The 14,482-nt window shown below is 66.9% G+C and carries 8 protein-coding genes; 1 reads left to right on the top strand and 7 read right to left on the bottom strand.

Features of this window, described 5'->3' with window-relative positions; translation table 11 throughout:
* The first annotated feature begins 50 nt into the window (after positions 1-50).
* Positions 51-1,025 (top strand): hypothetical protein, encoded by a 975-nt coding sequence (locus QC282_RS10185; RefSeq protein ID WP_279548925.1) that lies wholly within the window; start codon positions 51-53, stop codon positions 1,023-1,025.
* A 98-nt stretch (positions 1,026-1,123) separates the two neighbouring features.
* Here QC282_RS10185 and tuf read toward each other — a convergent pair whose 3' ends face one another.
* The 7 genes from tuf to rpoB form a co-directional block, all read right to left on the bottom strand.
* Positions 1,124-2,317: an elongation factor Tu gene (gene tuf, locus QC282_RS10190; protein WP_279548926.1), complete on the bottom strand. Its 1,194-nt coding sequence runs from the start codon at positions 2,315-2,317 to the stop codon at positions 1,124-1,126.
* A 154-nt stretch (positions 2,318-2,471) separates the two neighbouring features.
* Positions 2,472-4,598 carry an elongation factor G gene (fusA, locus tag QC282_RS10195; protein WP_279548927.1) on the bottom strand — a complete coding sequence of 709 codons (2,127 nt, stop codon included), beginning with the start codon at positions 4,596-4,598 and terminating at the stop codon, positions 2,472-2,474.
* A gap of 39 nt (positions 4,599-4,637) precedes the next feature.
* On the bottom strand, positions 4,638-5,108 hold the full coding sequence (gene rpsG, locus QC282_RS10200) for a 30S ribosomal protein S7 (RefSeq protein WP_003998848.1): 471 nt from the start codon (positions 5,106-5,108) through the stop codon (positions 4,638-4,640).
* A 2-nt stretch (positions 5,109-5,110) separates the two neighbouring features.
* On the bottom strand, positions 5,111-5,482 hold the full coding sequence (rpsL, locus tag QC282_RS10205) for a 30S ribosomal protein S12 (protein WP_003948652.1): 372 nt from the start codon (positions 5,480-5,482) through the stop codon (positions 5,111-5,113).
* Positions 5,483-5,778: 296 nt separating this feature from the next.
* Positions 5,779-6,312, bottom strand: a complete 534-nt coding sequence (locus tag QC282_RS10210) for a DUF1707 and DUF4190 domain-containing protein (RefSeq protein WP_279548928.1) — start codon at positions 6,310-6,312, stop codon at positions 5,779-5,781.
* 179 nt (positions 6,313-6,491) lie between these two features.
* Complete coding sequence (locus QC282_RS10215; RefSeq protein ID WP_279548929.1) at positions 6,492-10,406, bottom strand: DNA-directed RNA polymerase subunit beta'; 3,915 nt, start codon at positions 10,404-10,406, stop codon at positions 6,492-6,494.
* A 94-nt stretch (positions 10,407-10,500) separates the two neighbouring features.
* Positions 10,501-13,986, bottom strand: coding sequence for a DNA-directed RNA polymerase subunit beta (rpoB, locus tag QC282_RS10220; RefSeq protein WP_279548930.1), 3,486 nt, complete (start codon positions 13,984-13,986; stop codon positions 10,501-10,503).
* Positions 13,987-14,482 lie beyond the last annotated feature (496 nt).

Genomic DNA, 14,482 nt, shown 5'->3' on the forward strand with positions numbered 1-14,482 from the left:
CTCCGGAGCGCGGCTGGGCCGCACGGCCCCCGCCCCATACGCTGCCGATCATGACCCGCACGACACCGCCCCGGCCCCTCGACGTCACCGCGCCGTTCCCCGAGCTCGCGCCGCTGGCTCGCACCACTGTCCGGCTGCACCCCCGGGCGGGCGACCCGACCGCGGCGGACAGCTCGGTCGGCGGTCCGCTGCTGTGGCCCGCCGACGAGCCCTGGCCCGTCTGTCCCGACCACGGTGAACCCTGGCAGCGCGGTGTCGTGCCCGAGGAGATCCGGCAGCGGCGCGGCATCCTCGCCGAGGCGTGGGCCCGCCCCCGCCCCGCCGGTACGGACCTGCTGACCGCCGAGGAGCGGGAGGTCGTGGACCGCGCGTCCGAGGACCGGCGCGTACCCGTCGAGGGTCCCTCTCCGCTGATCCCCGTGGCCCAGCTCTACGCCAGGGACGTGCCCGGCCTGCCCCGCCCCGCCGGCACCGACCTGCTCCAGGTCCTGTGGTGCCCCTACGACCACGTCGGCGACTACCTCCCGCGCACCGAACTGCGCTGGCGCACCGCCGCCGACGTCACCGACCCGCTCGACGACGTCCCCGGGCCGCCGGTCGTGGGGAACGACGACTACCTGCCCGAGCCCTGCGTGCTGCACCCGGAGCCGGTCACCGAATACCCCGCGCCGCACGAACTCCCCGGGGAACTGGCCGACCGCATCGGCGCCTGGGAGGACGACCAGGAACTCGCGTACCAGTCCGACCTCGGCGTGGCGCCCGGCTGCAAGGTCGGCGGGCACGCGCCGTGGAGCTTCTCCGACCCGTTCCCGATGACGTGCGCCGAGTGCGGCGGCGAGGTCCGGCCGCTGCTCACCATCGACGGCAGCGAGTGGGACGGCGGCAGCGGAAGCTGGCGGCCGGTCGAGGACACCGGCACGGACACGGCCCACGACACCCACCTCAACATCGGCCGCGGCTACTGCCTCCAGCTCTACGTCTGCACGACGTCGTACGACCATCCGCACCTGCAGAACATGCAATAGCCGCCGGAGACGGGGCCGGGCATGCGAAAGGGCCCGCACGACCGAAGTCGTGCGGGCCCCTCCCGGTGCTCGCTGGCTACCAGGTCAGATCAGCAAGCTCACTTGTTGATCTTGGTGACCTGGCCGGCGCCCACGGTCCGGCCACCCTCACGGATGGCGAACTTCAGGCCCTCTTCCATGGCGACGGGCTGGATGAGCTCCACCTTCATCTCGGTGTTGTCACCCGGCATGACCATCTCGGTGCCCTCGGGGAGGGTCACCACGCCGGTCACGTCCGTCGTCCGGAAGTAGAACTGCGGACGGTAGTTGTTGAAGAACGGCGTGTGGCGGCCACCCTCGTCCTTGGACAGGATGTAGGCCTGGGCCTCGAACTCGGTGTGCGGCGTGACCGAACCGGGCTTGATGATGACCTGGCCGCGCTCGACGTCCTCGCGCTTGATGCCACGGAGGAGCAGACCGACGTTCTCACCGGCCTGGCCCTCGTCGAGCAGCTTGCGGAACATCTCGATGCCGGTGACCGTGGTGGTGGTCTTCTCGGTCTTGATGCCGATGATGTCGACGGTCTCGTTGACCTTGAGGACACCACGCTCGATGCGGCCGGTGACGACCGTACCGCGACCGGTGATGGTGAAGACGTCCTCGATCGGCATGAGGAACGGCTTGTCGACGTCGCGCTCCGGCTCCGGAATCGCGGTGTCGACGGCGTTCATGAGCTCCAGGACGGAGTCGCCCCACTCCTTGTCGCCCTCGAGCGCCTTGAGCGCCGAGACCTTGACGACGGGAACGTCGTCGCCCGGGAACTCGTACTCGGAGAGGAGCTCACGCACCTCGAGCTCGACGAGCTCCAGGATCTCCTCGTCGTCCACCATGTCGGCCTTGTTCAGGGCGACGACGATGTACGGAACGCCGACCTGGCGGGCCAGGAGCACGTGCTCCTTGGTCTGCGGCATGGGGCCGTCGGTGGCGGCGACCACGAGGATGGCACCGTCCATCTGGGCGGCACCGGTGATCATGTTCTTGATGTAGTCCGCGTGACCCGGGCAGTCGACGTGGGCGTAGTGACGCGCCTCCGTCTGGTACTCGACGTGCGCGATGGAGATGGTGATACCGCGCTGACGCTCCTCAGGAGCCTTGTCGATCTGGTCGAAGGCCGAGGCCTCGTTCAGGTCCGGGTACTTGTCGTGCAGCACCTTGGTAATGGCGGCCGTGAGGGTCGTCTTACCGTGGTCGATGTGACCGATGGTGCCGATGTTGACGTGCGGCTTAGTCCGCTCGAACTTCGCCTTCGCCACTGGGGTCCTCCTGTGGAGTGGTTCTGTACGCCTTACTCATCGGCGCCAGGTGATCTTTGCTGGAATGCCCGGGCCCGAGGCGTTTCACCGAGTTCGCGGTGAAACGCCCCCTGCAGGCTCCGGGGTCAAGCCTACGGCGTGGACGCGCGGTCCGTTACTCGCCCTTGGCCTTCGCGATGATCTCCTCGGCGACGTTCCGCGGAACCTCGGCGTAGGAGTCGAACTGCATCGAGTAGCTTGCGCGACCCGACGTCTTGCTGCGGAGGTCGCCGACGTAGCCGAACATCTCCGACAGGGGCACGAGGCCCTTCACGACGCGGGCACCCGCCCGCTCCTCCATGGCCTGGATCTGGCCACGGCGGGAGTTGATGTCGCCGATGACGTCACCCATGTAGTCCTCGGGCGTGGTGACCTCTACGGCCATCATCGGCTCGAGGAGCACGGGCGAAGCCTTGCGCGCGGCCTCCTTGAAGGCCTGCGAGCCGGCGATCTTGAACGCGAGCTCGGAGGAGTCCACCTCGTGGTAGGCACCGTCGAGCAGCGTCACGCGCACACCGGTCATCTCGTAACCGGCGAGGATGCCGAACTGCATGGCCTCCTGGCAGCCGGCGTCGACCGAAGGGATGTACTCCTTCGGGATACGACCACCGGTGACCTTGTTGACGAACTCGTACGAGGCGTCGCCGCCCTCGATCGGCTCGATCGCGATGATCACGCGAGCGAACTGGCCGGTACCACCCGTCTGCTTCTTGTGGGTGAACTCGACCTTCTCGACCGACTTGCGGATCGTCTCACGGTACGCGACCTGCGGCTTACCGACGTTGGCCTCGACCTTGAACTCACGGCGCATACGGTCGACCAGCACCTCGAGGTGCAGCTCGCCCATACCACCGATGATGGTCTGGCCGGTCTCCTCGTCCGAGTGAACCTGGAAGGAGGGGTCCTCCTCCGCGAGACGCTGGATGGCCACACCCAGCTTCTCCTGGTCGCCCTTGGACTTGGGCTCGATGGCGACCTGGATGACCGGCGCCGGGAAGTCCATGGACTCCAGGATCACCGGGCTCTTGTCGTCGGACAGCGTCTCACCGGTGGTGGTCTGCTTCAGGCCCATGACGGCGACGATGTCACCGGCGCCCACCGACTCGATCTCCTCACGCTTGTTCGCGTGCATGCGGTAGATCTTGCCGATGCGCTCCTTCTTGCCCTTCACGGAGTTCAGCACCTGGGTGCCGGACTCCAGACGGCCGGAGTACACGCGGACGAAGGTGAGCTTGCCGAGGTGCGGGTCGCTCATGATCTTGAACGCCAGCGCGGCGAGGGGCTCGTCGTCCGACGGCTTGCGCGTGACGACCGTCTCCGGGTCCTTGACGTCGTGGCCCTCGATGGCCTCGATGTCGACCGGGGACGGCAGGTAGCGCACGACCGCGTCGAGCAGGGGCTGGACGCCCTTGTTCTTGAACGCGGTGCCGCAGAACACGGGGGTGACGGTCGTGCCGCCGCCCTTGCCGGACGCGATGGTGATACGACGGATCGCCGCGTACAGCTGCTCCACGGAGGGCTCGGTGCCCTCCAGGTACAGCTCCATCAGCTCCTCGTCGTTCTCGGCCACGGCCTCGAGCAGCTTGCCGCGGTACTCCTCGGCAGCCTCGGCGTGCGTGTCCGGGATGTCGACGGTGTCGTACATCTCGCCCTTGGTGGCCTCGGCGGACCAGACCAGGGCCTTCATCGTCACGAGGTCGATGACGCCCTTGAAGTCGGCCTCGGCACCGATCGGCAGCTGCATGACGAGCGGCTGCGCACCCAGGCGGTCGCTGATCATGTCGACGCAGCGGTGGAACTCGGCACCGGTCCGGTCGAGCTTGTTGACGAAGCAGATGCGCGGAACGCCGTAGCGGTCCGCCTGACGCCACACCGTCTCGGACTGGGGCTCAACGCCGGCGACGCCGTCGAACACCGTCACGGCACCGTCGAGCACGCGCAGGGAGCGCTCCACCTCAACGGTGAAGTCGACGTGACCCGGCGTGTCGATGATGTTGATGGTGTGGTCGACGTCTTCCAGCGGCCAGTGGCAGGTGGTGGCAGCAGAGGTGATCGTGATGCCACGCTCCTGCTCCTGCTCCATCCAGTCCATGGTGGCAGCGCCGTCGTGGACCTCACCGATCTTGTACGAAACGCCGGTGTAGAACAGGATCCGCTCGGTGGTGGTCGTCTTGCCCGCGTCGATGTGGGCCATGATGCCGATGTTGCGCACCTTGGCCAGGTCAAGCGAAGTGGTAGCCATAAGGCTTTCGTCTTCTCTCGGTCTCGATGGGGTCTGCGACTACCAGCGGTAGTGCGCGAAGGCCTTGTTGGACTCGGCCATCTTGTGCGTGTCCTCGCGCTTCTTCACAGCGGCACCGAGGCCGTTGGAGGCGTCGAGGAGCTCGTTGAGCAGACGCTCGGTCATGGTCTTCTCGCGACGGGCGCGGGAGTAACCGACCAGCCAGCGCAGCGCCAGCGTGTTGGCACGGCCGGGCTTGACCTCGACCGGGACCTGGTAGGTGGCACCACCGACACGGCGGGACTTGACCTCGAGGGTCGGCTTGATGTTCTCAAGAGCGCGCTTCAGCGTGATGACCGGGTCGTTGCCGGTCTTCTCGCGCAGGCCCTCCATGGCGCCGTAGACGATGCGCTCGGCGGTGGAGCGCTTGCCGTTCAGCAGCACCTTGTTGATCAGGGAGGTCACCAGAGGAGAACCGTAGACCGGGTCGATGATGACCGGGCGCTTCGGGGCGGGGCCCTTACGAGGCATTCTTACTTCTCCTTCTTGGCGCCGTAACGGCTGCGAGCCTGCTTGCGGTTCTTGACACCCTGGGTGTCGAGCGAGCCGCGGATGATCTTGTAACGAACACCCGGCAGGTCCTTCACACGGCCGCCGCGCACGAGCACGATGGAGTGCTCCTGCAGGTTGTGTCCCTCACCCGGAATGTAAGCGGTGACCTCGATCCCGCTGGTCAGACGCACACGCGCGACCTTACGCAGGGCCGAGTTCGGCTTCTTCGGGGTGGTCGTGAACACACGCGTGCAGACGCCACGACGCTGAGGGGAACCCTCGAGTGCGGGCGTCTTGTTCTTCTCGACCTTGTCCTGCCGGCCCTTGCGGACCAGCTGCTGGATCGTAGGCACTACTTCTCCGGTTTCTGTGTGCCGAATGGTGAAGCTAACCTGGAACGTCGCCGACCCACGCGGTCGGGTGTGTCGAATCCGGCAGACTCCCGCCGCAGCGACGGAAAGGGCGCAGATTACGGTGGCCGCTCTCGGACCCTGTGCGGTTCAAAGGCACACACGAGGGCCAGGGCACACCCCAGGCACAAGGTCTGAGCGTACCTACCTCATTGGCTGCGGTCAAAACAAATGGGCGTCGCCCACCTCGCCGAACGAGGCATGTCAAGACCCCACGCCCTTGATGATCTTCGAATTGCTCAGCCCGGCGAGCCCGCCAGCACCGCCACCAGCCCGATCAGAACCGCGAAGAACACCCAGCCGGCCACCGACAGCCAGCCCAGCACCAGGCCCGTCAGGGCGAAGCCGTCGCCGCCCTCGCCCGTGCGGCGGATCTCCGACTGGGCCAGGTGACCCAGGATCACCGCCGGCAGACCCGTGAGCCCGCCGGTGGCCACGCACAGGATCCCGCAGACCATCGACGCGATCGCCTTGCCGTTCGTCTTCGGCTGCGGCGCCGGCAGGAACGTCCGCGGCACGGGCCCCACCGCGGCCATCGTCTGCGGCATGGGCCCCTGCGGCAGGTCGGCGACCAGCACGGCCAGATCGGCCACCGTACGGGCCTGGTAGGCCCGCGTGACGCGCTTCTCGAACTCGGGGTGGTCCAGCCGCCCCTCCCCGTACCCCGCCCGCAGCACGTCCACGGCCCGCTCCCGGTCCGCGTGCGACGCGAGCATCGGCGGCCCGCCCGGTCCCTGCAACGGCTTGCCCTGCCACGGTGTCGGGTACGACACGGCTGCCTCCCCGGGGCCCGGCCACATAGCTCTCGAAGACTTGAACGCCCCATACCCCCGCTTGGTTCCGCCCACCGCGCGAACAGCACCCTTCGTGACACGGCCGTCACACAGCCGGGCACGCCGGAGGGCGGCCACCCCACCAGGGTGACCGCCCTCCGGTCGTTCAGACCTACGCCTTACTGGTTGTACGGACCGTAGTCGTAGTCCTCCAGCGGAACGGCCTGGCCGGAGCCCGTGCCGAACGGCGAGTAGTCGATGTCGTCGTAGCCCACGGCCGAGTACATCGCGGCCTTGGCCTCCTCGGTCGGCTCGACCCGGATGTTGCGGTAGCGGGACAGACCCGTACCGGCCGGGATGAGCTTACCGATGATGACGTTCTCCTTGAGGCCGATCAGGGAGTCGGACTTGGCGTTGATCGCCGCGTCCGTGAGGACCCTGGTCGTCTCCTGGAAGGACGCCGCCGACAGCCACGACTCGGTCGCCAGCGAGGCCTTGGTGATACCCATGAGCTGCGGACGACCCGAGGCCGGGTGACCGCCCTCCTGGACCACACGACGGTTCTCGGTCTCGAACTTCGAGCGCTCGACCAGCTCGCCGGGCAGCAGCTCGGCGTCGCCGGACTCGATGATCGTCACACGGCGCAGCATCTGCCGGATGATGATCTCGATGTGCTTGTCGTGGATCGACACACCCTGCGAGTTGTAGACCTTCTGGACCTCGCCGACCAGGTGGACCTGGACGGCACGCTGGCCCAGGATGCGCAGCACGTCGTGCGGGTTGGTGGCACCCACGGTGAGCTTCTGGCCCACCTCGACGTGCTCGCCCTCGCTGACCAGGAGACGGGCACGCTTCGAGATCGGGTACGCCGTCTCGTCGCTGCCGTCGTCCGGGGTGACGACGATCTTCTTGGTCTTCTCGGTCTCCTCGATCCGGACGCGGCCGGAGGCCTCGGAGATCGGGGCGACACCCTTCGGGGTACGGGCCTCGAAGAGCTCGACGACACGCGGCAGACCCTGGGTGATGTCGTCACCGGCCACACCACCGGTGTGGAAGGTACGCATCGTCAGCTGGGTACCGGGCTCACCGATGGACTGGGCGGCGATGATGCCGACCGCCTCACCGATGTCGACCAGCTTGCCGGTGGCCAGCGAGCGGCCGTAGCACATGGCGCAGGTGCCGACGGCGGACTCGCAGGTCAGGACCGAGCGGGTCTTGACCGTCTGGACGCCGTGCTTGACGAGCTCCTCGATGAGGACGTCGCCCAGGTCGGTGCCGGCCGGGGCCAGCACCTTGCCGTCGACGACGATGTCCTCGGCGAGGCAGCGCGCGTACACGGACGTCTCGACGTTGTCCGCCTTGCGCAGCACGCCGTCGGCGCCGCGCTCGGCGATGTCGAGCTTGAGGCCGCGGTCGGTGCCACAGTCCTCCTCGCGGATGATGACGTCCTGGGAGACGTCGACCAGACGACGGGTGAGGTAACCCGAGTCGGCGGTACGCAGAGCGGTGTCCGCCAGACCCTTACGGGCACCGTGCGTGGAGATGAAGTACTCCAGCACGGACAGGCCCTCACGGAACGACGCCTTGATCGGACGCGGGATCGTCTCGTTCTTCGCGTTCGACACCAGACCACGCATACCGGCGATCTGACGCATCTGCATCATGTTGCCTCGTGCACCCGAGTTCACCATCATGAAGATCGGGTTGGTCTTCGGGAAGTTGTCGTTCATCGCCTCGGCGACCTCGTTGGTCGCCTTGGTCCAGATCGCGATGAGCTCCTGCGTGCGCTCGTCCTTGGTGATCAGACCGCGCTCGTACTGCTTCTGGACCTTCTCGTCCTGCGCCTCGTAGCCCTTGACGATCTCCTTCTTCGCCTCGGGAACGACGACGTCGGAGATGGCCACGGTGACGCCGGAACGGGTCGCCCAGTAGAAGCCGGCCGCCTTCAGGTTGTCGAGCGTCGCCGCCACGATGACCTTCGGGTAGCGCTCGGCGAGGTCGTTGACGATCTCGGAGAGCTGCTTCTTGCCGACCTCGTAGTCGACGAACGGGTAGTCCTCGGGCAGCAGCTCGTTGAAGAGCGCGCGGCCCAGCGTGGTGTTCAGCCGGAAGCTGTCACCCTGCTGCCACGCCCGCTCCCCGACGGCGTCGTCCCCTTCCTCGCTCGCCGGCGGCGTCCACCCGCGCGGCGGGATGGTGCCCACCGGGAAGCGGATGTCGATCCTCGACTGGAGGGACAGGTCGCCCGCGTCGAAGGCCATGATCGCCTCGGCGACGGAGGCGAAGGACCGGCCCTCGCCCTTGAGCTCGCGCATCTCGCCGTCGGTGGTGAGGAAGAACAGACCGAGGACCATGTCCTGGGTCGGCATCGTCACCGGGCGGCCGTCGGCCGGCTTGAGGATGTTGTTCGAGGACAGCATCAGGATGCGGGCCTCGGCCTGCGCCTCCGCGGACAGCGGCAGGTGCACGGCCATCTGGTCACCGTCGAAGTCCGCGTTGAACGCGGTGCACACGAGCGGGTGGATCTGGATGGCCTTGCCCTCGACCAGCTGCGGCTCGAAGGCCTGGATGCCGAGGCGGTGCAGCGTGGGCGCACGGTTCAGCAGAACCGGGTGCTCCGCGATGACCTCTTCCAGCACGTCGTACACGACCGTGCGGCCGCGCTCGACCATGCGCTTGGCGCTCTTGATGTTCTGCGCGTGGTTCAGGTCGACCAGGCGCTTCATCACGAACGGCTTGAACAGCTCCAGCGCCATCGCCTTCGGCAGACCGCACTGGTGCAGCTTCAGCTGCGGACCGACGACGATCACGGAACGCGCGGAGTAGTCCACACGCTTACCGAGCAGGTTCTGACGGAAGCGGCCCTGCTTGCCCTTGAGCATGTCGGACAGCGACTTCAGCGGACGGTTGCCGGGGCCCGTCACCGGGCGGCCACGACGGCCGTTGTCGAAGAGCGCGTCCACGGCCTCCTGGAGCATGCGCTTCTCGTTGTTCACGATGATCTCGGGCGCACCGAGGTCGAGAAGGCGCTTCAGTCGGTTGTTCCGGTTGATCACGCGGCGGTACAGGTCGTTCAGGTCGGAGGTCGCGAAGCGGCCACCGTCGAGCTGCACCATCGGACGCAGGTCCGGCGGGATGACCGGCACGCAGTCGAGCACCATGCCCTTGGGGCTGTTGCTGGTCTGCAGGAACGCGGAGACGACCTTCAGGCGCTTGAGCGCGCGGGTCTTCTTCTGGCCCTTGCCGGTGCGGATGATCTCGCGGAGGCGCTCGGCCTCCTCGTCCAGGTCGAAGGACTCCAGGCGCTTCTGCAGCGCCGCGGCACCCATCGAACCGTCGAAGTACGTGCCGAAGCGGTCACGCAGCTCGCGGTAGAGCAGCTCGTCGCCCTCCAGGTCCTGGACCTTGAGGTTCTTGAAGCGGTTCCACACCTCGTCGAGACGGTCGATCTCGCGCTGGGCGCGGTCGCGCAGCTGCTTCATCTCGCGCTCGGCACCCTCGCGCACCTTGCGGCGCACGTCGGCCTTGGCGCCCTCGGCCTCCAGCTCGGCCAGGTCGGTCTCGAGCTTCTTGGCGCGGGCCTCCAGGTCGGCGTCGCGGCGCTGCTCGATCTGCTGGCGCTCGACGGAGACGTGGGCCTCCAGCGAGGGCAGGTCGCGGGTGCGGCGCTCCTCGTCGACGTACGTGATCATGTACGCCGCGAAGTAGATGACCTTCTCCAGGTCCTTCGGGGCCAGGTCGAGCAGGTAGCCCAGGCGCGACGGGACGCCCTTGAAGTACCAGATGTGGGTGACGGGAGCGGCCAGCTCGATGTGGCCCATCCGCTCACGGCGCACCTTGGCGCGCGTGACCTCGACGCCACAGCGCTCGCAGATGATGCCCTTGAAGCGGACACGCTTGTACTTGCCGCAGTAGCACTCCCAGTCCCGGGTCGGACCGAAGATCTTCTCGCAGAAGAGTCCGTCCTTTTCGGGCTTGAGCGTGCGGTAGTTGATCGTCTCGGGCTTCTTGACCTCGCCGTGGCTCCACTGACGGATGTCGTCAGCGGTGGCCAGACCGATCCGGAGCTCGTCGAAGAAGTTGACGTCGAGCACTATGCGTCAATCCCTCTCAGGGTTGTAAGTCATGGGGTCTGATACGGGGGTCCTGGGGCCGGCCGGGCTCATGACGAGCCCGGCCGAACTCCCGTCAGACCTCTTCGACGCTGCTCGGCTCACGCCGGGACAGGTCGATGCCAAGCTCCTCCGCAGCGCGGAAGACGTCCTCGTCGGTGTCGCGCATCTCGATGGACATGCCGTCCGAGGACAGCACCTCCACGTTGAGGCACAGGGACTGCATCTCCTTGATGAGCACCTTGAAGGACTCGGGGATGCCGGGCTCAGGGATGTTCTCGCCCTTGACGATGGCCTCGTAGACCTTCACGCGGCCGGTCACGTCGTCGGACTTGATGGTCAGCAGCTCCTGGAGGGCGTACGCGGCGCCGTAAGCCTCCAGCGCCCACACCTCCATCTCACCGAAGCGCTGGCCACCGAACTGGGCCTTACCACCCAGCGGCTGCTGGGTGATCATCGAGTACGGACCGGTCGAGCGGGCGTGCAGCTTGTCGTCGACCAGGTGGTGCAGCTTCAGGATGTACATGTAGCCGACCGAGATCGGGTCCGGGAACGGCTCACCGCTGCGGCCGTCGAACAGCCGCGCCTTGCCGGACGGGAGGACCATGCGGTCGCCGTCGCGGTTCGGGATGGTGTGCTCCAGCAGACCGGCGAGCTCGTCCTCGCGGGCACCGTCGAAGACCGGGGTGGCCACGTTGGTACGCGGGTCGACCTGGTCGGCGCCGATGACCTGGAGGCGCTGGGCCCACTCGTCCGCGAGGCCGGAGACGTCCCAGCCCTGGCTGGCGAGCCAGCCGAGGTGGATCTCCAGGACCTGTCCCGGGTTCATTCGGGACGGCACACCCAGCGGGTTGAGGATGATGTCGACGGGGGTGCCGTCCTCCAGGAACGGCATGTCCTCGATCGGCAGGATCTTGGAGATGACACCCTTGTTGCCGTGCCGGCCGGCGAGCTTGTCACCGTCGGTGATCTTGCGCTTCTGCGCCACGTAGACACGGACCAGCTGGTTCACGCCCGGCGGCAGCTCGTCGCCCTCTTCGCGGTCGAAGACGCGGACGCCGATGACCTTGCCGATCTCGCCGTGCGGCACCTTCAGCGAGGTGTCACGGACCTCGCGGGCCTTCTCACCGAAGATCGCGCGGAGCAGGCGCTCCTCGGGGGTCAGCTCGGTCTCACCCTTGGGCGTGACCTTGCCGACGAGGATGTCGCCGGCGACGACCTCGGCACCGATGCGGATGATGCCGCGCTCGTCGAGGTCGGCGAGGACCTCCTCGGAGACGTTCGGGATGTCCCGGGTGATCTCCTCGGGGCCGAGCTTGGTGTCACGGGCGTCGACCTCGTGCTCCTCGATGTGGATCGAGGAGAGGACGTCGTCCTGCACGAGGCGCTGCGACAGGATGATCGCGTCCTCGTAGTTGTGACCCTCCCACGGCATGAACGCCACCAGCAGGTTCTTGCCGAGCGCCATCTCGCCGTTCTGCGTGGCGGGACCGTCGGCGAGGACCTGGCCGGTGATGATCCGGTCACCCTCGTTGACGATGACCTTCTGGTTGACCGAGGTGCCCTGGTTGGAGCGCGAGAACTTCGCCAGGCGGTACGTGATGTACGTGCCGTCGTCGTTGGCGGTGGTGATGTAGTCCGCGGAGACCTCCTGGACCACACCGTCCTTCTCGGCCTTGACCACGTCGCCGGCGTCGACCGCGGAGCGGTACTCCATGCCGGTGCCGACGAGCGGCGCCTCGGACTGGATCAGCGGCACGGCCTGACGCATCATGTTCGCGCCCATGAGGGCACGGTTGGCGTCGTCGTGCTCCAGGAACGGGATCATGGCGGTCGCGACCGACACCATCTGGCGCGGCGAGACGTCCATGTAGTCCACGTCGTCACCGGCGACGTAGTCGACCTCGCCGCCACGGCGGCGGACCAGGACGCGGGCCTCGGCGAACCGCATGTCGTCGGTCAGCGGCGCGTTGGCCTGCGCGATGACGAAGCGGTCCTCCTCGTCGGCGGTCAGGTAGTCGACGTCGTCGGTGACCTGGCCGTCGACGACCTTGCGGTACGGCGTCTCGATGAAACCGAACGCGTTGACCCGCCCGTAGGAGGCCAGCGAGCCGATCAGACCGATGTTCGGGCCTTCCGGCGTCTCGATCGGGCACATGCGGCCGTAGTGCGAGGGGTGCACGTCACGGACTTCGAAGCCGGCCCGCTCACGGGACAGACCACCCGGGCCGAGGGCGTTGAGACGACGCTTGTGCGTCAGGCCCGACAGCGGGTTGTTCTGGTCCATGAACTGGGACAGCTGGCTGGTGCCGAAGAACTCCTTGATGGAGGCGACGACCGGCCGGATGTTGATCAGGGTCTGCGGCGTGATCGCCTCGACGTCCTGGGTGGTCATGCGCTCGCGCACGACGCGCTCCATACGGGCGAGACCCGTACGGACCTGGTTCTGGATCAGCTCGCCGACGCTGCGGATACGACGGTTGCCGAAGTGGTCGATGTCGTCGGTCTCGACGATGATCGAGCGGCCGGACTCGCCGATCGTCTCGGTCTCACCGGCGTGCAGCTTCACCAGGTACTTGATGGTGGCGATGATGTCGTCGGTGGTGAGCACACCGGCGTCCAGCGGCTCGTCCGCGCCGAGCTTCTTGTTCACCTTGTAGCGGCCGACCTTCGCGAGGTCGTAGCGCTTCGGGTTGAAGTAGAGGTTCTCGAGCAGGGTCTGCGCCGCCTCGCGCGTCGGGGGCTCGCCCGGGCGCAGCTTGCGGTAGATGTCGAGGAGCGCGTCGTCCTGGCCCTGGGTGTGGTCCTTCTCCAGGGTGGCGCGCATGGACTCGTACTCGCCGAACTCCTCGAGGATCTGCTCGGTGGTCCAGCCGAGCGCCTTCAGGAGGACGGTGACGGACTGCTTGCGCTTGCGGTCGATGCGGACACCGACCATGTCGCGCTTGTCGATCTCCATCTCCAGCCAGGCACCCCGGGACGGGATGATCTTGGCGGAGAAGATGTCCTTGTCGGACGTCTTGTCGATGGAGGAGTCGAAGTAGACACCCGGCGAACGGACCAGCTGCGACACGACGACACGCTCGGTGCCGTTGATGACGAAGGTGCCCTTGTTGGTCATGAGCGGGAAGTCGCCCATGAAGACCGTCTGGGACTTGATCTCGCCGGTCTCGTTGTTCGTGAACTCGGCCGTGACGAACAGCGGAGCCGCGTACGTGAAGTCGCGCTCCTTGCACTCGTCGATCGAGTTCTTCGGCGGCTCGAAACGGTGGTCGCGGAAGGTCAGCGACATCGACCCGCTGAAGTCCTCGATCGGGGAGATCTCCTCGAAGATCTCCTCCAGACCGGACTTGGTGGGGACGTCCTGCCCGTTCTCGAGAGCCTCCTCGACGCGAGCCTTCCACGCGTCGTTGCCGAGCAGCCAGTCGAAGCTCTCGGTTTGCAGCGCGAGAAGGTTCGGAACCTCGAGGGGCTCCTTGATCTTTGCAAAAGAGATGCGCAGCGGGGCGGTGCTGGCGGCGTTGTTCGTATTCGCGGTCGAGGCGTTGCGCGAGGCGGCCAAGAGGGGGTCCTTCCGAGGGCTCGGACTCACTACGCGCGTACCGGCCCCTCACCGATGCACAGACAAATGTCCCAGGTCAGAGACGATCTTTTCGTCGGTGCTGTGGCGAGGGCAGACCCCTGGTGACGGGCAGGGGGCAGCTAACAGGCAGCGCAAAGGGTCAGTGTAGCCACTTGGCACACTGATGTCCAGTGCGGGTTTGCGAGACCCTCGTTGTTCTCAACTCCTGCGACAAGGCCCTGCCCTCAACGCACGGTGATACTGCCCTCTTCGTCGCCGATCCATGCCTCGGATTCGGATCCTTCTGGCGACGCGTCCTGAGAATCGCGCGCTGCGTCCGGTTCGTCAAGGGCCCCCTTGCCCAAACTGGTTGCCGCCCGGTGGCTTCCCGGCCCGCGGAGGCACAACGAAGATCACCTTACTCCGCACCGCCACAGGTGCAAGGCAGCCGCCGCCGGGCCCCGGAAACGCCGCAGAGCGACCACCCGGATGGATG

Origin of the sequence: Streptomyces sp. DH24, assembly GCF_029813775.1 — a bacterium.
GTDB lineage: Bacteria > Actinomycetota > Actinomycetes > Streptomycetales > Streptomycetaceae > Streptomyces.